Annotated in this window: 29 protein-coding genes; 18 read left to right on the forward strand and 11 right to left on the reverse strand. The window is 35.7% G+C overall.

What is annotated here, in order from left to right; all coding sequences use genetic code 11:
• The first annotated feature begins 23 nt into the window (after positions 1-23).
• From udk to M948_RS34380, 5 genes are all read left to right on the forward strand, one after another.
• Positions 24-656: a uridine kinase gene (udk, locus tag M948_RS34360; RefSeq protein ID WP_021291030.1), complete on the forward strand. Its 633-nt coding sequence runs from the start codon at positions 24-26 to the stop codon at positions 654-656.
• 189 nt (positions 657-845) lie between these two features.
• Entirely contained in the window at positions 846-1,322 is a 477-nt protein-coding gene (gene greA / locus M948_RS34365) for a transcription elongation factor GreA (RefSeq protein WP_021291031.1), read from the forward strand.
• A gap of 432 nt (positions 1,323-1,754) precedes the next feature.
• Positions 1,755-2,444, forward strand: a complete 690-nt coding sequence (locus tag M948_RS34370; protein WP_021291032.1) for a YrrS family protein — start codon at positions 1,755-1,757, stop codon at positions 2,442-2,444.
• 25 nt (positions 2,445-2,469) lie between these two features.
• Positions 2,470-3,159 carry a 5'-methylthioadenosine/S-adenosylhomocysteine nucleosidase gene (mtnN, locus tag M948_RS34375; RefSeq protein WP_021291033.1) on the forward strand — a complete coding sequence of 230 codons (690 nt, stop codon included), beginning with the start codon at positions 2,470-2,472 and terminating at the stop codon, positions 3,157-3,159.
• Between the two features lie 76 nt (positions 3,160-3,235).
• Positions 3,236-3,472 (forward strand): YrhC family protein, encoded by a 237-nt coding sequence (locus M948_RS34380; protein ID WP_021291034.1) that lies wholly within the window; start codon positions 3,236-3,238, stop codon positions 3,470-3,472.
• 37 nt (positions 3,473-3,509) lie between these two features.
• Here the strand turns inward: M948_RS34380 and sigK are convergent, their stop codons facing one another.
• The 9 genes from sigK to M948_RS34425 all read right to left on the reverse strand — a co-directional run bounded on the left by sigK (position 3,510) and on the right by M948_RS34425 (position 11,686).
• A complete protein-coding gene (gene sigK / locus M948_RS34385; RefSeq protein ID WP_021291035.1) occupies positions 3,510-4,214 on the reverse strand; it encodes an RNA polymerase sporulation sigma factor SigK in 705 nt (234 codons plus the stop codon).
• 126 nt (positions 4,215-4,340) lie between these two features.
• Positions 4,341-5,819: a UDP-N-acetylmuramoyl-L-alanyl-D-glutamate--2,6-diaminopimelate ligase gene (locus M948_RS34390; protein WP_021291036.1), complete on the reverse strand. Its 1,479-nt coding sequence runs from the start codon at positions 5,817-5,819 to the stop codon at positions 4,341-4,343.
• Between the two features lie 101 nt (positions 5,820-5,920).
• The gene (gene mnhG / locus M948_RS34395) at positions 5,921-6,295 is read right to left on the reverse strand and encodes a monovalent cation/H(+) antiporter subunit G (protein ID WP_021291037.1); all 375 of its coding nucleotides are present in this window, start codon (positions 6,293-6,295) and stop codon (positions 5,921-5,923) included.
• Positions 6,276-6,590, reverse strand: a complete 315-nt coding sequence (locus M948_RS34400) for a Na(+)/H(+) antiporter subunit F1 (protein WP_021291038.1) — start codon at positions 6,588-6,590, stop codon at positions 6,276-6,278. Before M948_RS34400 ends, mnhG begins: the two co-directional genes overlap by 20 nt.
• Complete coding sequence (locus tag M948_RS34405; protein ID WP_021291039.1) at positions 6,587-7,063, reverse strand: Na+/H+ antiporter subunit E; 477 nt, start codon at positions 7,061-7,063, stop codon at positions 6,587-6,589. The genes M948_RS34400 and M948_RS34405 overlap by 4 nt, the downstream gene beginning before the upstream one ends.
• Positions 7,064-7,070: 7 nt before the next feature.
• On the reverse strand, positions 7,071-8,552 hold the full coding sequence (locus tag M948_RS34410) for a Na+/H+ antiporter subunit D (RefSeq protein WP_021291040.1): 1,482 nt from the start codon (positions 8,550-8,552) through the stop codon (positions 7,071-7,073).
• A complete protein-coding gene (locus M948_RS34415; protein WP_021291041.1) occupies positions 8,545-8,883 on the reverse strand; it encodes a Na(+)/H(+) antiporter subunit C in 339 nt (112 codons plus the stop codon). Before M948_RS34415 ends, M948_RS34410 begins: the two co-directional genes overlap by 8 nt.
• A 2-nt stretch (positions 8,884-8,885) precedes the next feature.
• On the reverse strand, positions 8,886-11,207 hold the full coding sequence (locus M948_RS34420) for a Na+/H+ antiporter subunit A (RefSeq protein ID WP_021291042.1): 2,322 nt from the start codon (positions 11,205-11,207) through the stop codon (positions 8,886-8,888).
• A 332-nt stretch (positions 11,208-11,539) separates the two neighbouring features.
• Positions 11,540-11,686 (reverse strand): sporulation histidine kinase inhibitor Sda, encoded by a 147-nt coding sequence (locus M948_RS34425; RefSeq protein WP_021291043.1) that lies wholly within the window; start codon positions 11,684-11,686, stop codon positions 11,540-11,542.
• 543 nt (positions 11,687-12,229) lie between these two features.
• On the opposite strand from M948_RS34425, the gene M948_RS34430 reads away from it, so the two are divergent.
• From M948_RS34430 to M948_RS34480, 11 genes are all read left to right on the forward strand, one after another.
• The gene (locus M948_RS34430; protein ID WP_021291044.1) at positions 12,230-12,745 is read left to right on the forward strand and encodes a YqeG family HAD IIIA-type phosphatase; all 516 of its coding nucleotides are present in this window, start codon (positions 12,230-12,232) and stop codon (positions 12,743-12,745) included.
• Between the two features lie 2 nt (positions 12,746-12,747).
• Positions 12,748-13,848 carry a ribosome biogenesis GTPase YqeH gene (gene yqeH, locus M948_RS34435; protein WP_021291045.1) on the forward strand — a complete coding sequence of 367 codons (1,101 nt, stop codon included), beginning with the start codon at positions 12,748-12,750 and terminating at the stop codon, positions 13,846-13,848.
• 12 nt (positions 13,849-13,860) lie between these two features.
• Complete coding sequence (gene aroE / locus M948_RS34440) at positions 13,861-14,697, forward strand: shikimate dehydrogenase (RefSeq protein ID WP_021291046.1); 837 nt, start codon at positions 13,861-13,863, stop codon at positions 14,695-14,697.
• Position 14,698: 1 nt separating this feature from the next.
• Entirely contained in the window at positions 14,699-14,989 is a 291-nt protein-coding gene (gene yhbY, locus M948_RS34445) for a ribosome assembly RNA-binding protein YhbY (RefSeq protein WP_021291047.1), read from the forward strand.
• An 8-nt stretch (positions 14,990-14,997) separates the two neighbouring features.
• A complete protein-coding gene (locus M948_RS34450; RefSeq protein WP_021291048.1) occupies positions 14,998-15,564 on the forward strand; it encodes a nicotinate-nucleotide adenylyltransferase in 567 nt (188 codons plus the stop codon).
• Positions 15,554-16,123 carry a bis(5'-nucleosyl)-tetraphosphatase (symmetrical) YqeK gene (yqeK, locus tag M948_RS34455; protein WP_021291049.1) on the forward strand — a complete coding sequence of 190 codons (570 nt, stop codon included), beginning with the start codon at positions 15,554-15,556 and terminating at the stop codon, positions 16,121-16,123. The genes M948_RS34450 and yqeK overlap by 11 nt, the downstream gene beginning before the upstream one ends.
• Before the next feature lie 5 nt (positions 16,124-16,128).
• Positions 16,129-16,482, forward strand: coding sequence for a ribosome silencing factor (gene rsfS / locus M948_RS34460; RefSeq protein ID WP_021291050.1), 354 nt, complete (start codon positions 16,129-16,131; stop codon positions 16,480-16,482).
• Between the two features lie 5 nt (positions 16,483-16,487).
• A complete protein-coding gene (locus tag M948_RS34465) occupies positions 16,488-17,240 on the forward strand; it encodes a class I SAM-dependent DNA methyltransferase (RefSeq protein ID WP_021291051.1) in 753 nt (250 codons plus the stop codon).
• A gap of 110 nt (positions 17,241-17,350) precedes the next feature.
• Positions 17,351-17,959 (forward strand): helix-hairpin-helix domain-containing protein, encoded by a 609-nt coding sequence (locus M948_RS34470; RefSeq protein ID WP_021291052.1) that lies wholly within the window; start codon positions 17,351-17,353, stop codon positions 17,957-17,959.
• A gap of 31 nt (positions 17,960-17,990) precedes the next feature.
• Complete coding sequence (locus tag M948_RS34475) at positions 17,991-18,563, forward strand: ComE operon protein 2 (protein WP_021291053.1); 573 nt, start codon at positions 17,991-17,993, stop codon at positions 18,561-18,563.
• Positions 18,564-18,567: 4 nt separating this feature from the next.
• On the forward strand, positions 18,568-20,847 hold the full coding sequence (locus tag M948_RS34480; RefSeq protein ID WP_021291054.1) for a DNA internalization-related competence protein ComEC/Rec2: 2,280 nt from the start codon (positions 18,568-18,570) through the stop codon (positions 20,845-20,847).
• An 85-nt stretch (positions 20,848-20,932) separates the two neighbouring features.
• On the opposite strand, the gene M948_RS42840 is transcribed toward M948_RS34480, so the two are convergent.
• Positions 20,933-21,067 (reverse strand): YqzM family protein, encoded by a 135-nt coding sequence (locus M948_RS42840; protein WP_021291055.1) that lies wholly within the window; start codon positions 21,065-21,067, stop codon positions 20,933-20,935.
• A 320-nt stretch (positions 21,068-21,387) separates the two neighbouring features.
• On the opposite strand from M948_RS42840, the gene holA reads away from it, so the two are divergent.
• A complete protein-coding gene (gene holA, locus M948_RS34490; RefSeq protein WP_021291056.1) occupies positions 21,388-22,413 on the forward strand; it encodes a DNA polymerase III subunit delta in 1,026 nt (341 codons plus the stop codon).
• Between the two features lie 45 nt (positions 22,414-22,458).
• Here the strand turns inward: holA and rpsT are convergent, their stop codons facing one another.
• Entirely contained in the window at positions 22,459-22,725 is a 267-nt protein-coding gene (gene rpsT, locus M948_RS34495; protein ID WP_021291057.1) for a 30S ribosomal protein S20, read from the reverse strand.
• 205 nt (positions 22,726-22,930) lie between these two features.
• Here rpsT and gpr point away from each other — a divergent pair, with 205 nt between their 5' ends.
• The gene (gpr, locus tag M948_RS34500; protein ID WP_031335495.1) at positions 22,931-24,040 is read left to right on the forward strand and encodes a GPR endopeptidase; all 1,110 of its coding nucleotides are present in this window, start codon (positions 22,931-22,933) and stop codon (positions 24,038-24,040) included.
• Positions 24,041-24,067: the final 27 nt, after the last annotated feature.

Consider the following 24,067-nt stretch of genomic DNA (forward strand, 5'->3'; position numbering starts at 1 on the left):
GCTTAGAAGGGAGTACCTTATCCATGCAGGATAGACCAGTAGTAATTGGCGTGGCTGGTGGAAGCGGCAGCGGTAAAACATCTGTCACACGCTCTATATGCCAGCGATTCTCCGATCAAACCATTCTTGTTATTGAACAAGATTATTATTATAAAGACCAAAGTCATTTGCCCTTCGAGGAGCGGTTAAATACAAATTATGATCATCCACTGGCCTTTGATAATGATTTGTTAATTGAACATATACATGCATTGCTAAAGGGAAAAGAAATTAATAAACCTGTTTATGATTATAAAATCCATACAAGATCAGAAGAAGTCATTCTGGTCCAACCAAAGGATGTGATTATTCTAGAAGGGATTTTAATTCTAGAGGATCCTCGATTAGTGGATTTAATGGATATTAAAGTATATGTTGATACGGATGCAGATCTACGTATTATTCGTCGCCTGATGCGAGATATAAATGAGAGGGGCCGGTCTTTAGACTCTGTAATCGATCAGTATATTAATAATGTAAGACCGTCTCATTTGCAATTTATCGAACCTACGAAACGATATGCAGATATTATTATTCCAGAAGGTGGACAAAACCATGTAGCAATAGACATTATGGCAACAAAGATTGAAAAAATACTTTTCAAAAATCAAACCTAGAATTAAAGAAAAGTGTTGAAAATTTGTAAGAAGTCTGCCATAGTAATGTTTAGTACATTTTTTCAGGTAATTGAGACATGAAAATCATATCTTGGTTATTTCAATATGTTTATTCACTCAATGTCAATTAATTAAAAGGGGTTAGTAATCCTTAAGAGGTTACTAAAGGAATAAAAAGGAGTGTTTAGAATGGCTACAGAGAAAAGTTATTATATGACTCAAGAAGGAAAGAAAAATTTAGAAGAAGAATTACATTATTTGAAAACAGAAAGAAGACAAGAAGTCGTTGAACGCATAAAGGTAGCACGTGATTTTGGGGATCTTTCTGAGAACTCGGAGTATGATGCGGCTAAAGACGATCAAGCCTTTGTAGAATCAAGAATTGCACAAGTAGAGAAAATGATTCGTAATGCAGTAATCATTGAAAATGATAATGATAATCCAAATATTGTTTCATTGGGTAATACAGTCACCTTCCAAGAGCTTCCTGATGGTGATGAAGAATCCTATACAATCGTAGGTAGTGCAGAAGCGGATCCTTTTGAAGGAAAGATATCCAATGATTCGCCCATGGCTAAAAGTCTGCTTGGACAAGAAGTAGGTGCTCAAGTTACGGTGGCAACTCCAGGAGGAGAAATCGAGGTTAAAATTGTAAAGGTTGACTAAAAAACGAGCATAGCCCGTTTTCAGGCTGTCGAGAAACTCGACAGCCATCTTTATTTAAAGAAGTTCAAAATGAACTGTATCGGTTGGCTCTATGATTCATTGCGTGTCGTGTCTCTAGGTCAGAAGAAAGGCATAATGTAATGAGAGAGAAAAAGAGATTTTCTACAAACTGGTTTGCCTGCTTTTTTGATAGGAGAATAAAAAACGAGTACGTTACGACAGCCAATTAAACTGGAGATCTTTCAGAGAAAGTGAAGTTCTATCCACGGAAAAACATCCTGTTGCGTCTACACTTTTAGAGTGCCGCTGTTAGGTTATTAGGAAGAAACAACAAATTGTCTAATGTTAAGATACAATTGTAATATCTCTATCATATTCTTCTGCTTCAAAAATATGATATTATAGTAGAGTAGATATGGGAGGGCTAAAAGTATGAGTGATTTAGATAAAGGTTCGAGACTAAATAAATTTGAAAAACGTAGAAAAAATACGAAGTCTATTTCCATTTTGCTTGTGGTAGTTGCCATTCTAATCATAATATTTCTTGGATTTTTGATATTTGGTGGTGGCGAGGATAATACGTCAGAAGAAACCGACTCATCAAATTCTGAAAATCAATCCGAGCAAGAAGAAAATAATAATGAGGATAATAATAGCAGTGGAGACCAATTTACTAGAGGAGATAGCGAAGAAGATGCTGCAAATAAAGAAGACCAGGACCAGAATAATGATCAACAAGAATCCACAGAAGAGGATACGGAAGCAGAGAATAATGCAGAGGTAGAAAAGGAACAAGTTGAATCATCTAATAGTAATGTGGTTGAAGCTTATACGGGTGATTGGGAGCCAATTGGAACAGAACAGGAAGGACCGCATACTACGAATTATAATGATGGATCTCAAGATCGAATTGAGATAGCTCGAGCAGCAGCAGAAGTGACTGGCCTCGATGAAAGTTCAATGGTTACCCATTGGGTAGGTAATGGAGGAGACCAGAAAGTAGAAGCAACAGTGTCTAACTCTGATAATACAGAGATATACCGAGTTTATTTATCATGGGTTGATAATAACGGTTGGAAACCAACAAAAGTAGAAAAATTGAATCAAGTAGAAACAAATTAAGAATGCGTGTGATGGAGGAGAAGCCATGACAATAGGTATCATTGGTGCTATGGATGAAGAGGTTGCTCTAGTATTAGAGACAATGACTGAAAAACAAGAAAAAGAAGTTGCCAACTGTTTATTTATAAGTGGTAAACTTAATGGACAAGCTATCGTTTTATTAAAATCTGGAATAGGTAAGGTTAATGCTGCAATGGCAACAACTATTCTGCATGAGCGATTTACAGTTGACTGCATTATAAATACAGGATCTGCAGGTGGTTTTGCAAAAGAATTAGAAGTAGGAGATGTTGTAATATCTACTCAGGTCGTCCATCATGATGTGGATGCAACAGCATTTGACTATGCATATGGTCAAGTACCAAGTATGCCTGCAATGTATGATGCAGATGCAGGATTGGTAACTAAAACTACAAAAGTAGTTCAGCAAATGGGAATCCGCTCAAAAGAAGGCATCATTGCTACAGGGGACTCATTTATGTCTGATCCTAATCGTGTAGTATTTGTTCGTGAAAAATTTCCTACGATGATAGCCGCTGAGATGGAGGCTGCTGCTGTAGCGCAAGTCTGTTATCAATACAAAACGCCATTTGTAATTATTCGAGCGTTGTCAGATATAGCTGGTAAGGAATCTTCAATATCGTTTGATGCATTTCTAGAAACGGCAGCAACGAATGCGGCAAATCTAATTATTAAATTAGTGAGAGAAATCTAATTATAATTTACCATTAATTACCTCCTGCTTAACCTATTAATCTATGATACGATCTATAAGTAGAAGGAGGGCTATAATGGTGAATGAGCGGCTGAAACAGCTACAAAATAAATTTAAGGACTATCAACGATTTATTGGAGCCTTGCTTATCTTAGCTAGTTACTTATGGTTGGGGGCTATGATCAATACCTTTATTCGACCTTCTAACGATGGACCAGTGTTACTGATTTTAGCATTTCTATCTGTGGTACTAGGAATAGGGCTTGCATTTAAACAAAAACAAATAAAACAAGAAATAGAGGAGGAGCGCTAATCTTTAAGATTAGCGCTCCTTTGGTTTAGATCGCACGTTATCTTCCTCGTTCCTTCCGATAATACTCATGGAATACTTTCATTAATGCTCTCTTCTCAATACGTGATACATAACTACGAGAGATGTTTAATTTTTTCGCAATTTCTCGTTGGGTCATCTCTTGTTGGTCATTAAGGCCGTAACGATAAACAATGACTTCTCTTTCTCGATTATCTAAAATAGCGAAATAATCCTCCATCTTTTCTATTTCCATGTTGAGTTGGATAAATTCTATAATATTTTGATTCTCGGCTTCCAAAATATCGATAAGACTAATTTCATTTCCCTCTTTGTCTTGGCCAATAGGGTCGTGCAGGGAAACATCTTTTTTTACTTTTTTTAACGCACGTAAATGCATAAGTATTTCGTTTTCAATACAACGAGCTGCATAAGTTGCAAGTTTTGTTCCTTTATCAGTGGAATAACTTTCAACTCCTTTAATCAAACCAATTGTGCCAATTGAAATAAGGTCTTCTGCATCTTCTCCTGTATTTTCAAACTTTTTAACAATATGTGCCACTAATCGGAGATTATGTTCGATTAGTTTATTTCTTGCTGTTTCACTTCCGTCCTGCATTTGTTTAATATATTCTATTTCTTCTTCTGGTGGTAAGGGTTGAGGGAAAGCGTGATTTTTAACATAGGAAACAAAGAACATTGCTTCTTTAATAAGAAGTGCTAAGGCACTTAAAATGCCGGACAAATATATCCTCCTCCTCCATATTACGGTCTGGGCCATCACCTATACCTTATTGTTATGTACGGAGGAGGTAGAAAGTGTCTGTCCTTTAAAAATTTATGCTCTTAACAATAAATAAAGCCCTGTACTTTAATCCGTGTTACGTTGGAATTTAGAATTGGCAAATTCAGTGGCGATAAGTGCGTCATTATGTGGGTGTTTTGTTTCACCAATAATTTGATAATTTTCTTGTCCTTTACCTGCAAAAATAATGGTATCTCCAGGCTCACTAATTCGAATCGCTTGTTCAATAGCTTGTTTGCGATCGGATATGAGTAGGTAATCATCGTGTAGCATCCCCTTTTCCATATCTCGAATGATTCTGTCGCTTGCTTCAGTTCTTGGGTCGTTCACTGTCAAGATAACAACATCAGCATGTGAAGCTTTTTTTGCCATCAACGGTCGCTTTTCTCGATCTCGTTCACCGCCAGTACCAACTACTAAAATGATGCGTTTCTGTTTAAAAGGAGCAACTGTTTTTATACATTTTTCGACGGCATCTGGCGTATGAGCATAATCGACATACATCGTAATTGGCGCATTTACAACTAATTTCTCCATTCTCCCGGTTATATTAGAAATTTCAGGTAAAAAATGGATCATCGTTTTTATATCATTGCCATCTGCGTATAGGGAAGCAAGAGCAGCTAATGTGTTATAAACATTAAACTCACCTAATAAGTTGATAGCGATAGTAACTCTGCCTTCAGGATATTCTAAAGTAAATGTTGTCTCATTGATTGTATAGTTTATGGCAAATGCTCTGAAATCAGCATTTTTGTGTAAGCCATAAGTAATAACTTCGGCTGAAGTAGCCATCTTATATGTTTCTGACCAAGGGTCGTCCTGGTTAAGAATGGCATATTTTGATTTGGACATATCATTACCTAGCTGCGCGAATAAAAGCCCTTTTACATAGCCATATGCTTCCATCGTTTGATGATAGTCTAGATGGTCTTGAGAAAGGTTTGTAAAAACTGCGATATCATAGTCAATTCCCCATAGACGTCCTTGGGCTAAGCCATGGGAAGATACCTCCATAACCACCTTTCTTACATGCTGATCACGTGATAGAGCTAGTAAAGCTTGATTTGTGAGTACATCGCTCGTGGTGTTTTCGGTATAGTACTTTTTGTTATCGACTTGAAAGCCGTTTGTACCAGCTAAAGCTGATTTTATCCCGCATCGTTGAAGTAATTTTTGAATTAAGGTTGTAACTGTCGTTTTACCATTTGTACCAGTGACCCCGAATAGTGTCATTTGAGAAGAAGGGTAATTGTGGAATTTATTGATTAGTTGTGCCATTGCTCTTTTTGTATCAGGAACTAGGATGAATGCAGATTTGTTAAAATCTATTTCTAACTGCTTCTCAGCGACAATAATATTAGCTCCGTTATTTATTGCATCATGGTAGTAATCATGACCATCCTGCTTATGACCAGAAATACAAATAAATAAGGAATTGTTGGTAACTTCCCTAGAATCTTGATGTATCGAATTAACGCATTCCGGTAGATGTCCGTAAATTTGCTTTAAATGGAGACTTTCCAGTAATTCCAGTGTTTTCATGATTGTATCCTCTCATCCTTTAAAGTAACTATATTTTATCCGAGTAGAAAATAAATATTTATGAAAAAGAAGTGACTGTCGGGAGACGGTCACTTCTTTTGTTATTGATTCTCTGTATATTCATTGATTGCATCCTGATAAGCATCTCTGCGATTTTTAAGATGTGGTTTTACTCCATAAGCATGCGCAGCTCTGCCAATCATATGAGCTGAAACGGGAGCTGTTAAAAGAATAAATACGATAGCTAAAAGTAATTTACCACTAACAATACCGTGTGCTAAATAGAGATAAAGAAAAGCTCCAATAAGAATACATGCAATTCCTAATGTCGATGCCTTTGTAGCGGCATGTAATCTCGTATAAACATCTGGGAATCGAACAATCCCGATAGATGCCGATAAAATAAAGAATGTTCCACCAAGAATAAATACAATTACAAGTATATTTAAAATGATGCTAATCCAAGTCTCTATCAATGATAACACCCTTTTCTAGATATTTTGCAATTGCAAGCGTTGAGAGAAATGCTAGGATTCCAATTAATAAAATGACATCGTTCAGTTTTGTCGTAACAATGTGTATTGCCAATAAACCTGCCAGCCCCATTAAATTAATTCCGATTGCGTCAAGAGCCACTGCCCGATCTGGTTGAGTCGGGCCAGCAATCACTCGATACAATAAGAATGCTAATGAAATAGCAACACCTATAAAACAAACGATTACAACAACAGATAGTAAATCTTCTGTTGCAGCTAAAATATTATCTGTCATCGTGTCACCTCCATAATTGCTTTTTCGAAAGTATTCTTGATCGATAATATGGAAGCATCACTGTCGTCAATATGCATGGCGTGAATGAATAGTTTTGTATTATCACGAGAAACTGCTACAGATAGCGTTCCCGGTGTTAGCGAAATTAGATTAGCTAATAAGGTAATTTCCCAGTTACTTTTAAGCTCGGTTGGAAGTTCAAAGATACCAGGCTCAACATCTGGCTTTGGTGTATAAACTAACTTCACAATATCCATATTTGAGGAGAATAGTTCCTTGATAAAGAGCAGGATTAATCGCACAATTTTTATAACACGTCGTAAATAAAACGTGTCTGGGACAAATCGTCTCAATAGGAATAAGAGAAGAATTCCCCACAGATATCCAGCGATAAAGCTTGGAACAGAATACGATTCACTTAAAAACATCCACATGAATGCAATAATTAAGTTAATTACAATCTGAAAGGCCATTTAACAACTACTCCTTTAACACAGAATCAATGTAGATTTCCGGATCAAGCAGGTAAGTAGAAATTGACTCGATACTCGGATAGAAGAATTCTGCTCCAACACCTAACAGTACAGAAATTGCCAATAAAATAACGATGGGACCAAGTAACCCTTTTGTAGATTTTTTTGGTATGTCACCCATTGTTTCTTTATCTCCCCAGAACCCATTTATAAATATCTTTATAACGGAGTAAAGGATAAGTAAACTAGTGATTAGGCCAACAATGGCAATAGCTATTTCACCCTGCTCAAATGCACCTTTTAATAGAAGAAGCTTGCCAATAAATCCGCTGAATGGCGGCAGGCCAGCTAAAACCAACGCGGAAATAAACAAGAGCCATCCTAGCATCGGATAATGGTGAATAAGCCCTCCCATTTTACGTAAGTCGGAGGTTCCAGCAACATATGCAATTACTCCGACGAGTAAAAATAGGGCAGACTTGATTATCATGTCGTTAATCAGATAATAGATAGTACCGCTTATTCCATCTGGATTTAATAAGCCAATGCCTAATATAATAAACCCAATAGCTGGAATAATATTATAAGCAATGATTAATTTAATATTGGATGTAGATAATGCACCAATAACACCAAATATCATTGATAATCCAGCAATCCATAAAAACATCTCATGTGTCAACTCTGTTTTATGGATAAAGATTAATGAGAATACACGTAAAATCGAGTAAATTCCTACCTTTGTTAATAATGCACCGAATAAAGCCGATATAACTGGGTTCGGTACAATATACGATTTAGGAAGCCAATAATATAACGGAAATAGGGCAGCTTTGGTAGCAAATACAAAAAACAGTAATATCCCTATCGTTGTTAATATTCCTTGTTGATCTACCTCTTGTACTCTTTGGGCAATTTGTGCCATATTTACAGTTCCTACAACGGAATATAGAAAAGCGATTGCTGTAACAAACAGCATAGAAGAAAATAAGTTAATGAGTAAGTATTTTAATGATTCTCTTAACTGTACTTTGCCCCCGCCTAACACAATTAAGCCATACGAAGCCATAAGTAATACTTCAAAGAATACAAAAAGGTTAAATAGATCACCAGTTGTGAATGCCCCAGACACACCAGTAATTAAGAAAAAGAAAAAGGGATAAAAATAGAAATTCTCCCTTTTATCTAATTCGGCGTGAGGTGCATAGAAAGCACAGGCTGTTGCAATCAGGTTCGTTGTTAGCACCAATACCGCTGCAAGGCCATCCATGACTAGAATGATTCCATATGGAGCCATCCAATCGCCTGTTTCCATTACAATGGTGCCTTTATCAAAAACATGCCATGTAATATAACCAGCTGTAGCTAAACTGATTAAGGAAAACAGTTTGGTTAGTGCCCTGGATACTCTGACTTTTTGATTAAAGAAAATCAGAATGATTGCTGATATTAATGGAATGATGATTGGTAATACCGCTAAATTACTCATTTTCGTTACCCCTTAATTGTTCCATATTATCTGTATTATTCTCTTTCGTCGTACGATAGGCCAGAACTAATAGGAGACTGGTGACTCCGAAACTAATTACAATGGATGTAAGAATTAATGCTTGTGGTAGTGGATCCGTATAATCGGAAATGCCTTCGGTTAATACAGGAGGCTGTCCTGTTTTTAACCTTCCCATCGTGAGAATAAGAATATGTGCACCGTGGGACAGCAAAGCTGTACCAATAACAATTCGTAGCAATTGTTTTTGCAAAATATTGTAGATAGCTGTAGCAAAAAGCACTCCTGCTAAAATAGAAGTGATAATTTCCATATCTATTCTGCCCCCTTATTGTTTTTATTTTTAATGAGGCCAACGATAGCAAGCGCAGCTATACCAAGAACGGCAATTTCAAATAGCGTATCTAGTCCACGCATGTCTACGAGAATTACATTAACAATATTGTCTCCGCCACCAAGTTTATATGAGTTTTCTACAAAATAATCAGAGATAGATTCAAACCATCTACTGCTATGAGCTGAAATAGCAACTAATGTGATTAAAGTACCAAAGCCAATAGAGATAATTGCATTCATTGCTTTTGTCTTGGCAGAATCCGTGGACTTTCTTAGCTTTGGAAGATGGTAGAAACATAATAAGAAAAGCGCAACTGAGACAGTTTCGATAACAAGCTGAGTAAGGGCAATATCAGGAGCCCGATAAATAACAAATAATATTGCTACCCCGAATCCAACGACACCTAAAACAAGAACAGCAGCTACGTTATGATTCATATAAATTGTTCCAATTGCAGCTGCAATCATTACCATAACAACTGCTATTTCAATAAATGATATATCTGCCAACTGATTTGTATTCATAGCAAAGCCATCACTGATAAACATAAACACAAAGGATACGATTAGGGTTGTTCCTAATATTAATGACATATATGTCTTGAGTGATCCTGTCATGTAATACTTCGTAATAGCCTGAGATACGGTATCTACATTTGCAACGATTGCATCGTAAACCTTATTAAAACTAACTTTTCCAGGCAGAAGGCGATAAACTCCCTGCCATTTACTTCTAGTTAAGAAAAGGGTGGCACCTAATGCGACTACAATTAATGACATCCATAGAGCAGGTGAATTCCAACCATGCCAAAACTTCACTTTATGAAACTCTGCGTTACTATTAATTGCCTCAGCTGCATGCTGCAAGAAAGGCGCATTTACCATATTTGGGAACAATCCAATTAGGATTACACCAAGTACTAATAAAATAGGTGAAACAAGCATACCAAAAGGTGCTTCATGTGGTTTCTTAGGAAGCTGACATAAATTCTTTTTTCCGGTAAATGTACCGAAGAAGAAGTACATGGAATAAACAAATGTAAAAATACTCCCTAGCACTGCCAAATATGGAATCGCTTGAGACCAGAAACCTGGGTCTTCTAAATGAATACTTGCTTCAAAGAAGAGTTCTTTGCTATAAAATCCATTTAAAAACGGTAAAGGTACACCTGCCATTGAGAAGGTAGCAAATATAGCCAAAGTTGCAGTTATTGGCATAAAAGTGGCTAGTCCACCAAGTTTGCGAATATCCCTTGTACCCGTTTCGTGATCGACGATTCCAGCAACCATAAATAGACTACCTTTGAAAGTTGCGTGATTTAATATATGGAAGACAGCTGCAAACACAGCGGCTGTTGTTCCAAATCCAAGCATTGTCATTATCATTCCAAGTTGACTGATAGTGGAGAATGCAAGAATAGCTTTTAGATCTGTTTGTCTTACTGACATATAAGATCCCCAACATAGGGTGATTATCCCAGCTACACTTACGATAATAAAGAACCATTCGTAACTAGAGAAAATAGGAGAGAATCTAGCAACTAAAAAGATACCTGCCTTTACCATCGTTGCTGAGTGGAGGTATGCACTTACTGGCGTGGGAGCCTCCATTGCATCGGGTAGCCAAATATGAAATGGGAATTGGGCTGATTTTGTAAACGCTCCTAATAAGATAAATCCCAATATTAGTGGCAAATAATTACTGCTTAGAATCACATCAACTTGATTTATCATCTGCTGGATACTAGTTGTACCTGTAACCACATATAATAGAATAAAGCCACCTAGCATACTTAATCCGCCAAGAACGGTAATTAACATTGACTTTAATGCGCCATAACGTGAGCGCTCTTTAAAATGCCAATAACCGATCAATAAGAAGGAAGATATGGAAGTTAATTCCCAAAATGTATATAGTACAAAGAGATTATCGGATAAAACGACCCCTAACATCGCACTCATAAACATAAGAAGATAAACATAAAAATGTCCTAATCTTTCAGATTTATCTAAATAATAAATGGAATAAAGTACAACTAACGTACCGATTCCACTAATTAATAAAACAAACAACAAGCTTAGACCATCCAAATAAAAATCAAAATTTATGCCCAAAGAGGGTATCCAGCTATATTGTTCAAGAATTGGACTGAAATCACTTCCTACAAATTGAACAAAATAGAGAAATATAATAAAAGGAACAAAGAAGACAAAAATGCCTGTATGTATCTTTTCTTTGAGTTTACTTAATGCAGGGATAAAGCATGCAATAAGAAGTGGAACAAGTACTGCAAAAATCATCGAATGGGACTCCTCCTTCATTAAAATCATCGCTGTTGTTATTTTGTACGTAATTGTGTATTCCATTACAGAAATTAGAGAACGATAAAAATGTGGTACGTTATCCATCGGGGAAAATGTAAAATGCTAGGGCTGATGTTGATTCAAACTACTTGTTTATTAAAGTAGGGAAATTGCTTGATATGAATGGTTTTAACACTGCCATTATGTATCAATTATCCAAGAAATAGTTTAACACAATAAATTACCAATAAAAATAAAAAACCCTTAGGATTCATAAAATCTTAAAGGGTTTTCGTGTTTCTACATATTTATAATACATCTAAAATTTTTTAACCTGATTTTGTGTTTTTTATTTTATGCGATAAACGTCTTCTATGAATTTCTTCTTCTATCAGGGATAGAAAATCAGGGCTTAAATTTAATTCATTTGCTGTAAAATAGGATTCAAGTAATAATTCGTCGGACAAATGCTCCATAAATACAGCCCTCCTAAAAGTGGGAATCTTCTGCAATTAAGTTAATAATAATTTACCATGATCTAACAGGCAGGACAAGGTGCAAGTTATCTACATGAGGGTGTAGATAACTTGTGTACAAAAAGTTTAAATCTCCCTTAAACATGATTAAATCAACTCGAAAATTGTTAATAAAGTTATCCACAATGCAAAAAATGAAGGTATTTGTCGAACGATTTATGCATATTTTCGGCTTAAATTACATACTTCAAGTAGGATTGACAAATCATTTGTTCCTTTCATTTATTATCTGGCAATGAAGTTTTCTTTTATCGACAAAGTTTCGCTTTCCCCCTCATGTAACTAGCAGTAGTAATCCTTCTGCAACGGAAACAGGGAAGAGGGTGGGACTGCCAGTAAGTGCCCGATTGGCTCAACTATCATTCCAAAAAAAGCAAATGGAATGAAGTTTCGCTTTATAATTCTAGAAAGATGGTATAGGATATGGTTATAATAGAGACTTAGGTTTACTGTTAGTAGATAGAGTGATAATGAGGTGTCAGTGTGTTAAATTATTTTCTTCCGAACGAACATGTAAAAAGTATCTTTGATATTCACCCTGCTGTTCTAAAAGACAAGGGGATTAAAGGTATCATTACGGATTTAGATAATACATTAGTTGCTTGGGATGTAAAAGAAGCAACTTCTGAAGTTATTCAATGGTTTAAACTTATGAGAGAACATGGAATTAAAGTAACGATCATATCCAATAATAACCAAGAGCGAGTAAAAGTATTTTCGGAACCATTGGATACTCCATTTGTATTTAGTGCAAGAAAACCATTAAGTAAAGCATTTAAAACAACGGCAGAGAAAATGGACTTAAAAAATGAAGAAATTGTTGTCATTGGTGATCAATTATTAACGGATGTTTTAGGTGGCAATTTCGCAGGTTTTTATACCATCTTAGTTGTTCCGATTGTCCAAACGGATGGTAAAATTACGCAATTTAATCGCAGGATAGAACGACGTATATTGTCTTATATGCGTAAAAAAGGAAAAATTAGCTGGGAGGATTAAAGATGGAGGATTTATACTGTCAAGGTTGTGGTGCAAAAATTCAATCTACCGATAAAGGTCAGCCTGGATACACACCACCATCCTCGTTAAATAAAGAAGATGTTTTATGTCAACGATGTTTTCGCCTAAAACATTATAATGAAATACAGGATGTATCTATTACGGATGATGATTTTTTGAAAATGGTAAGTCAGATAAGAGAAAAAAAGGGGCTGGTTGTCCATGTTATAGATATTTTTGATGTAAATGGGAGTTTAATTAGCAGCCTGCCACGAATTGTAGGAGATAATCCGGTGCTATTAGTAGGAAATAAAATGGATTTATTACCGAAGTCGGTGAATAAAAGAAAACTTACACAATGGCTTCGCTCTCAAGCGAAAGCAGTTGGAATAAAAGTAAAGGACGTTTGTTTGATTTCTTCTACAAAAGGGCAAGGGATGGAGGAATTAACCGAGCAAATAGAATCATTTCGTGATGAGAAAAATGTATATATAGTAGGTACGACAAATGTTGGGAAATCAACCTTTATTAATCGCCTTATTAAACAATCTACGGGGTTCAGTGAAGTAATTACAACATCTTACTTTCCTGGCACGACACTAGGTTTTATTGAAATCCCTTTAGATGAAACGTCCTCCTTAATAGATACACCGGGGATTGTAAACAAACAACAGATCGCTCATTACATTTCATCAGCTGATTTAAAACTTATTACACCGAACAAAGAAATTAAGCCACGAACGTACCAATTGAATGAAGGACAAACGTTGTATTTTGGTGGCTTAGCTAGGTTGGATTTTGTAAAAGGTCCTCGGCAATCCTTTGTTTGTTATTTTTCAAATCAGTTGCCAATCCATCGTACGAAACTTGAAAAAGCAGATGAATTATATGAAAATCATATTGGTGAACTTTTGTCACCCCCAAATAAGGAATCATTGCAAAAACTCCCAAAACTAACTGTAAATAATTTTAAGGTTACACAAGATAAACAAGATATCGTGTTTCCTGGTCTCGGATGGGTTAGTATCATGGGAGACGGTGCAACAGTGGCTGCGCATAGCCCAGAAGGAGTAGCTGTTTCAATAAGGAATTCATTTAATTAGGAGGGGGAAGTTTTGAACTACCGATTTGGTCTAATTGGTTATCCAATTCAACATTCTTTATCACCTTGGATACATAAAAGGTTTATGGAGAAAACAAGAAGTAATGGATCGTATGAAAAAGTTGAAATTTTGCCCACTGAACCATTTGAAGACAAGCTAATTCAGTTAAAAAAAGAGCGATTAGATGGATTTAACGTAACGGTACCTTATAAACAAGCGATTATTCCTTTTCTTGATGAAATAGACCCTACTGCATGGACCATAGGTGCTGTGAATACAGTGGTGAATATTGATGGCAAATGGAAAGGCTATAATACCGATGGGATTGGTTATGTCCGATCCTTACAGTCTAAATACCCAGAGTGGTTCGCTAAGGCTAAAAAACGCGCGCTCATTCTTGGTGCAGGTGGAGCTGCTCGCGGAATATTTGTGGCATTAAAACATGCGGGGTTTGCAAAAATAGATATTGCTAATCGTACATTACAAAATGCTGACTCGATTATAGAGATCAGCCCGCAAAATGCTGCTGCTTTAACGTTCAGTGATGCAAAGGAAAAACTTCAAGAATATGATGTTCTGATACAAACAACATCTGTTGGAATGAAGCCATCGATTGAACAGTCAATTATCGATTTGAAGGACTTACATTCAGTCATAGCTAGTGATATTGTTTATCAGCCAATTAAGACTACTTTTTTACAGCAAGCTGAAGATAATGGACTCTCTATCCATTACGGTCATACAATGTTGCTCTATCAGGCGCAATATGCATTTGAAATATGGACAGGTATAAAGCCGTCTGTAATCGGAATGGATGAGGAATTACAACGTATATTGGAAGGAAGATAATATGTTATCAGGAAAACAAAAACGTTTTTTACGTGCAAAAGCAAATCAACTGAAACCAATTTTTCAAGTAGGTAAAATTGGTGTAAACCAAAATATGATCGAACAAATTATAGATGCCTTAGAAAAGCGTGAGTTACTTAAGGTCAGTATATTACAAAATTGTATGGAAGATAAAGATACTGTTGCGCGTTTATTAGCAGAAGGTACAGGAGCCGAAGTCGTGCAAATTATTGGCAATAATATTGTCTTGTATAAGGAATCTGAAGAAAATAAGCAAATTCATCTGCCGTAGGTGACACGATGAAACATATTGGTATTTTAGGTGGAACGTTTGACCCACCACACATGGGACATTTAATTATAGCAGAAGAAGTAAGGATAGCATTGCAGTTAGATGAAGTGTGGTTTATTCCTTCCTATACACCACCTCATAAAGCCCAAACAAAAACGAGTGCTCGTGATCGCTTAAATATGGTTAAGCGCGCAATCCAAGACAATCCTTTTTTTAAAGTGAATACAATCGAACTGGAGCGAAGCGGTAAATCGTATACGATTCAAACAATAAAGGATTTACAGGAACAACATACGGATACGACATTTTATTTTATTATAGGTGGAGACATGATTGAATATTTGCCAAAATGGCATCGAATAGAGGAGCTTATACAGTTAATTGAATTTGTTGGAGTACAAAGGCCGAATTATTCAATAGAAACTCCTTATCCCATTACTGTAGTGGATATTCCATTAATGGAGATTTCTTCGACTTTCTTGCGAGATCGTATGAGACAAAACAGATCGGTACACTACTTCCTTCTTCCATCCGTATATAACTATATGAAGGAGCATCAATTATATGAACATTGATCTAATAAAGGAGAAAGTAGAACCTCATTTAACAAGAGAACGGTATGAGCATACATTACGTGTGGCAGAGACGGCAATTCAATTAGCTATACGCTTTGATGCATCAAAGGAAAAAGCTCAACTTGCAGGTATTTTACATGATTATGCAAAATATCGCTCGAAGGAGGAATTGGCAAGTTGGATCGAAACATCTGATTTGCCCAATACATTACTCGATTTTCATCATGAATTGTGGCATGGACCAGTGGGAGCGCTAATGGTAGAACGTGATTTTGGAGTGGAAGACTTGGAAATTCGTAATGCTATTCATTACCATACAACTGGAAGAGCAAAAATGAGTAAACTAGAAATGATCATTTTTTTAGCTGATTACATTGAACCAGGAAGGAAATTTCCGGGAGTGGATGAAGTAAGGAAAACATCTAAACAAGATCTAGAACATGCCTGCCTAATGGCATCGCAGAATACAATTAGGTATTTAATGTCGAAACAAGCTACAATCTACCCGGATACATTTCATACGTATAATGATTTAACTAGAAGGGTCTACGGAGGTTAGCACTAATGGAAAATAAAAATATTATTCAACTTGTTGCGGAAGCTTGTGATGATAAGCGTGCAGAGGATATCATTGCCTTGGATATGAATGATGTATCTTTAGTGGCAGATTACTTTTTAATTTGCCATGGTAATAATGAGCGACAAGTCCAAGCTATTGCAAGAGGGATTAAAGATAAAATGGACGAACATGATATATCTTTAAAACGATTAGAGGGATTTGAACAAGCTAGGTGGATATTAGTTGATATTGGAGATGTCGTTTGTCACATTTTCCATAAAGATGAACGTCATTATTACAATCTAGAACGTCTTTGGGGAGACGCTTCCCAGGTCTCTATTCAATTGGAACAGGATTGATATCGATGGTCTACAAACGAATGGCAAATGTATATGATATCTTGATGAAGGATGCACCATATGATCAGTGGATACAATTTACAGAAAATCTAATTCAGGGAAGAAACATCCAGCAGATAGCAGATTTAGGATGTGGTACAGGAGAAGTTGCCATTAAGCTAGCAAAAAAAGGCTATCAAGTAACTGGAGTTGACTATGCAGTTGATATGCTTACGTACGCTGAGCATAAAAGTAGCAAAGAAAAACTTCCGATTCAATGGATATGTCAGGATTTACGCCATCTTGATGGGTTGCAATATCAAGATTTAGTGATTAGTTACTGTGATGTTATTAATTATATAACTACGGAATCAGAATTAAGGGATACATTTAAGCGTATTTATCATGCTTTGAAACCAGCTGGTTTATTTTTGTTTGATATTCATGCTATTTCATTTATAACAAATCATTATATCAACGAAACATTTGCTGAAGTTAATGACGAAGCATCTTATATTTGGTTTTGTAATGAGGGAGAGCAGCCTGGAGAAATGCATCATGAGCTTACTTTTTTTATGACGAATGATGATGGTATCAGTTATTCTCGCTTTGACGAGGATCATTATCAGCGAACATTTTCTATTGATTTTTATAAAAATTTATTAATGGATGCTGGTTTTAAAAATATAAAAGTCTACGGAGATTTTTCGGTAAAAGAAGATAATATAACGAAAAATACTGCAAGAATTTTCTTTTCAGTCGAGAAATCCTCAGAATAATTATGTCTTCTGAGGACTTTCTCGTAAAAAGGGATTAGAAGTGTGTTTGTCGAAGAATGTATAGGTAAATATCTTTCCTCACCTTTTCCCCGAACAAAGGAGGTGAACCCTTGTACTTCGATCGTATTAAAAAAATTCTCTTCTTAATCGGAATCCCTATCACTATTATTATATTACTGATTGTAATGAGCGATAGAAGTAACAACGAAGATGAGACACAAATAATAGATAAGAATGAACCGAAAGATCCAGATGATCCATTGTCAGACAAAGCAACATCCAATGAAGCGCTAATAGATGATCAGCAAATGGTGGTTGATGTTAAAGGTGAAGTGAATAAACCAGGAGTTTATGAAATGGAAGAAGAAGATCGTGTGATTAATGCTATTGAAATAGCTGGTGGTTTTACAGAAGAAGCGGATCAAACGCAAGTTAATTTAGCACAGCGAATTCAAGATGAAATGGTTATTTCTGTAGTTAAAGAGGGAGATACTGAAGCCCAAACCTTATCCGTAAACGAAAAGGATAAGCTTCATCTTAATCAAGCAACTTTGGAAGAAATTGAAGCATTAAATGGTATCGGTCCAACAAAAGCAGAAGCAATCGTACAATATCGAGAAGAAAATGGACTGTTTAAAAGTGTAGAGGACTTATTGAATGTTTCAGGAATCGGTGAAAAAACGCTTGAAGCATTTCAAGAAGATATTCAAGTTCCGTAATAATGTATCAACTTAAAAAGGGGAATAGAGGATGGAACGTATTTCTTGGGATCAATATTTTATGGCGCAAAGTCACTTATTATCACTTCGCAGCACGTGCACTAGACTAATGGTAGGCGCTACAATTGTTAGGGAAAAACGCATTATAGCTGGTGGTTACAATGGCAGTGTTTCTGGCAGTGTTCACTGTATTGATGAAGGATGCTATGTCATTGACGGCCATTGTGTACGAACAATTCATGCAGAAGCAAATGCATTATTACAGTGTGCAAAATTTGGTGTTCCTACACAGAATGCTGATATTTACGTTACACATTTTCCTTGCCTACAATGCTGTAAGCAACTAATTCAAGCAGGAATTCGTACGGTGTATTATGCAGAAGATTATCATAACCATGAATATGCTATTCAATTATTTAAAGAAGCAGGTGTGACAACGAAAAAAGTAGAGCTAAACTACTTGGCTGTTGATACCGCTTATACCGAAAAACAAATATATATTCAGGAGCTTTTTCGTAAATTGGAAACTACAGATATAGATACAAGCGAATTAGAAGCATGGAAAAAGAAGGCTACCCAATTATTTGATTTAAGCAAAAGGTGAGGCTGTGAGCGGAAATTGGCACTATCCAGCGCTTGCAGCTACTGTGAGCATCGTTGCTGTATTCGTCGAACAATTTAGTATCATCGTAGTTTGGTTTATAAGTTTGATGTTTTTATTTTATAGGAGGAGGATAGCTGCATTACCACTTATGCTATCTCTCCTATCCACTATCTTTTTTTACTTCTACATCCCACAACTGGACGTTATGTTAAATCCAGTGAACCAACCTCTAAATGAACGTAGAATTCTATCTGGTCAAATTATCTCTCCAATCAACCAAACCTCAGAAATGATATCATTTACTTTCCAAGAAAAAGCTTCTCCTTTCAGTATTGCTATTACGTATTTCCACTCCGGCCAGGATGAATTGAAACCTTTGGTAGAACTGCAGTTTGGAGCAGAATGTACGATCGATACATTAATTGAATTACCTAACACTGCAACAAATCCTGGACAATTTGATTACGCTAAATTTTTAAAGACAAAAGGGATTGCTTACGAAGCAACACTGTCTAATTTAGATGATGTAAACTGTCGGAAGACAGATGGGATCTTACATTATATTTTTCAATTTCGCATGCAATTACTTAGCTACATTGATCATCATATCAGTGAAGATGCCGCTGTATGGGTTCGTGCTCTGGTTTTAGGCGATGACTCTGGTATAGATGATACAACGATTGATTTATTTCAAAGGTGGGGACTTAGTCATCTCTTAGCTATTTCAGGATTGCATGTCGGTTTAGTAATCTCTATGTTGTATTTTATTTTTATTAAAATGAATGTAACAACGAAAGAAACAGCTCATTGGATCATGATGTTAGGTTTGCCGGTTTATGCCATTTTAGCAGGCGGAGAACCATCTGTATGGCGCGCCTGTTTAATGACTCTACTCGTTATTGTTATAATGAAATTAAAATGGAGAATTAATACTACCGATGTAATAAGTATGATTTTTCTCTTGCTCATCTTAGTTAATAATACAATTATCTATCATGTTGGTTTCCAATTTTCCTTTTCTGTAACATTTGGTTTATTGTTATCAAGGCGTGTTATCGCAAGAGATGAATCAAGAATTCGCCAACTATTATGGATTAGTTTTGTTGCGCAAATGACGATTCTCCCCTTCCAATTTTATTATTTCTACACATTCCAACCGTTATCCTTACTTTTAAATGTCATCATTGTTCCTTATTTCACACTCTTTGTTATTCCAACTATGTTTATATTGCTTATTACTTCACCAATATCGTTGCTTCAATCATTTTTTGATCATTCATTTGTAACCATTCACTCTATATTTATAAATTTCCTTGAGATCATTGATCACTACTTCAATTACCCATTTGTAATTGGACCTTTATCTGTTCTTGCAATCCTAATGTACTACCTTACATTTATTAGGTTTATGCAGTTTATAGAGCGTAAGAAACAAGCAACAGCTTTCTATTACGGGTTTTTACTTGTTGTTATCCTTGTTAGTGATGCATCAAGACCTTATTTTTCTCCTTGGGGATCCGTGACAATGTTGGATGTCGGCCAAGGGGATGCATTTGTCATTGAAATGCCATACCGAAAAGGTGTAATAATGATTGATGCAGGTGCAACCTTTTCCTTTAATGATCAAAAAGCAACGAATTCCGTTTTTAAACAAGTGATTAAACCATTTTTGCATGCGAAAGGAATTTCATCTATTGACACTATTTTTATCAGTCATGAAGATACAGATCATATGGGGAGTATTCCGTTTATTCTCCATGACTTTACAGTGAAGTCAATAATAATTAGTGATTTTTACGATCAAGGGAATCTGCCGGTTTCTAATTCGAAAATAAATTTATATAGGGTGAAACGTGGAGATACGATAAAAATGAAAAACCTTGTCTTTCATGTCTTATCTCCAACTAATGACAAGTCCTCACCAAATGAGAATTCATTAGTGTTGTATACAGAGCTAGGGGGTAAAAAATGGTTATTTACAGGCGATATTAGCAAAGATGAAGAAGCAGAAATAATTCATACTTATCCAAACTTAACCGTTGATGTTTTAAAAATTGCTCATCATGGTAGTCAAACATCTTCAGATAAGCAAATGTTAGACCAGCTGAAACCAGATATCGGATTAATCTCCGTCGGAAAAAATAATACGTATGGTCATCCAGCCCGAGAGGTGATTCAACTATTAGAATCACATGATATGTCAATACTTCGAACCGATCGTCATGGAGCTGTTCAATATCATTTTAAAGCAAATAAAGGAACATTCTTTCAAGTTTTGCCATAAGAATATATCATCATCGCTTAACATAATAAAAAGAGACTGTATAACAGTCTCTTTACTACGTTCATTTATGTAATGAACTTGGGAATTATGAACCGGCTACACTGACAATTACTCCAATAGCAAATATTACGAGAAAGAAAATAAAGGAGAACGCAAAGCCTTTAATGGAATCTACAACGTCATTATTTTTAGATTGAATCTCTTTTTCAAATTCGTTCACAAAAACCCCTCCTATATCACCATTAGTATAAATTAAATAATTAAAAAAATCCATACTTGCAGTTATTTTTTCGTCAAAGATGAATCATCCCAAATTTAGAAAGACTTAACATCTATACTTTTTACTTAGAAAGGAAAATCTATAGGTAAATCCAAATATCGCTTGGTCAGCTGTTTCTAGGGCAGGTGAGTCAGGCGTTGATATAGATTGGAGAGGGAAGAGAGATGCTTCCTCTCTTTCCCTCTCTTAAATTCCTTGCCATTCTTTGAATTGCGCTTTACCATTATATATAGTTAAAGAAAATAGTTGGAGTGAATGGCATGTCATACTTAGATGTAGCTAAACAAGTTAAAAAGAATAACATAGCTTCGGTATATTTAATTTATGGAAATGAATATTATTTTATACAGAACCTAAAGAAATATTTAACAAAAGCTGTAATTGGAGAAGAAACAGATAATTTGTCCACATATGATTTAGAAGAAACACCCATTCAGGAAGTTATTGCTGATGCAGAAACCTACCCTTTTTTTGGTGAACGTAAACTAATCTTCGCTACAAATGCATCATTTTTAAAAGCAAAACCAGATAAGCTTTCCTTTGAGCATAAATTAGAAGTATTGCAGCAATATCTTCAATCTCCAGTTGAATATTCTGTACTTGTTCTCATTGCTCCATATGAAAAGATCGATGAGCGAAAGAAAATAACCAAGCTGCTAAAAAAACAAGGAACAGTTGCTATTTGTAAACCCATAAAAGAATATGAATTGAAGACATGGATCAATCAACTTGCTGATCAAATGAAAGTGACTGTTGAAGATAATGTGTATGATATGCTCGAATCAGAGCTTTCAACTAATTTGAATTTATTAGAAACGGAATTAAAAAAATTGGCAATGTTTGTTGGTGAAAATGGGGTAATTACAAAAGAGGTTGCGTATGATTTACTATCCCATACTACTACTGATTCCTCGCTTAGACTCGTTGATGCAGTAATGAATCGAGACTTATATAAGGCGATAAGTATTTATAAAGATTTGGAAAAAATGAAAGAAGAACCAATTGCACTAATAGGTTTACTAGCTTTTCAATTTCGAACCATTCTTCGTGTGAAATTTTTGAAGCAAAGAGGATATAGTCAATCCCATATGCAAAAACAACTCGGAGTGCATCCATATGTTATTAAGATAGCCATGCAACGCGAACGAAATTTTACTATCGAAACGTTGGAATACTTCATTACGCAATTGGCTGAAGCAGATGCTACTTTAAAAAGAGGTACAATGGAAAAAGATCTAGCCTTTGAAATCTTACTTTATCAATTAATCAATGGGAAAACAGCTTAATGTGTTTTAAATAAAAAACGATCCTTCGAAGGATCGTTTTTATGATTATGCACCAAGCTGGTTCACTTTTTGAGCCAAACGAGATTTTTGACGGTTTCCAGTGTTTTGATGAATAATTCCTTTTTGAACAGCTTTATCAATTGATTTGATAGCAGTTTGTAAAGCAGCGTTCGCATTTTCTTTATCTTTAGACGTAATCAATTTTTCAACATGCTTGATTTGAGAACGCATTTCAGTTTTCTTCGTATTGTTGTTTGAACGTTTTTTGCTGTTTGTTTCAACACGTTTAATTGCAGATTTAATATTAGCCATTGTTCCTTCACCTCCTAAAAAACATCATCACAAATATCGAATGTATTTGTTTTATCCTAAAGTGAAACAGATTACATTTTGTCTCTGGACAAGAGACATTTTACCAAACGAAAGGAACCTTTTCAATAGCTTTAACCGTAAATGTATGAGTTTCGATATTTTGTTAACGCTATTATTAGTATCTTTCGGAAAGGATGATGAAACGATGAATGAGAATAATGACAAGTTAGTTCCATATCAAGTAAGGACAGATTTAGCAGTAGAAGCAAAGGATATGTATGTTGAGCAGCAAGAAAACCCTGATGAGCAGAAAGTGAAGGGTGTAACCATAAAGGAGAGAGAACAAGATGGGATTAGAATCTCTTATGTTGAGATAAATGAGACAGGAGCTGATTTATTAGGAAAGAAGCCTGGATCCTATATTACGATCCATGCGGATGGTGTCAAACGACAGGATACAAAGCGACAAGAATTAGCGGCAAAGGTGTTAGCCAAAGAGTTAGAAGAACTTATTAAAAATAACGATATACCAATTGAAGGGAAAGGTCTAATCGTAGGATTAGGTAATTGGAATGTTACACCAGATGCGCTTGGTCCAATGTCCGTTGAAAAAGTTTTAGTAACCAGCCATTTATTTGAGATGGAGCATGAATCAGTATCTGATGGATATCGCCCAGTAGCAGCAGTAACTCCTGGTGTCATGGGAGTAACGGGGATCGAAACGAGTAACATTATATTTGGAATTGTGGATAAATATCAACCTGATTTTGTGATTTGTATTGATGCATTAGCTTCTCGTTCTATTGAGCGTGTGAATGAGACAATTCAACTTTCTAACACAGGTATCCATCCAGGTTCTGGGGTAGGTAATAAACGTAAGGAGATTAGTAAGGAAACATTGGGTGTTCCTGTAATTGCTATCGGTGTGCCAACTGTCGTTGATGCTGTGACCATTGCTAGTGACACAATTGATTTCTTGTTAAAACATTTTGGTAGAGAGTGGAAGGAAAAAGATGATCCTTCTAAGTCACTAACACCTGCAGGCTTATCATTTGGAGACAAACGTTTAACAGATGAGGATTTACCAAATGAAGAAAAGCGTCAAACCTTTATGGGGATTGTTGGAACTCTACCAGACGAAGAAAAGAGAAAACTAATTACTGAAGTACTAACTCCACTAGGGCATAATCTAATGGTTACACCAAAAGAAGTAGACGGATTTATGGTTGATATGGCAAGTGTTGTTGCAAATGGGATAAATGCAGCGCTACATGAAACCGTGGATGTTGATAATTTTACTTCCTATTCTCGGTAGTATTTCTCTATCACGTCTTAAATTATT

This window comes from Virgibacillus sp. CM-4, assembly GCF_000445495.1.
GTDB classification, from domain to species: domain Bacteria; phylum Bacillota; class Bacilli; order Bacillales; family Amphibacillaceae; genus Virgibacillus; species Virgibacillus salexigens.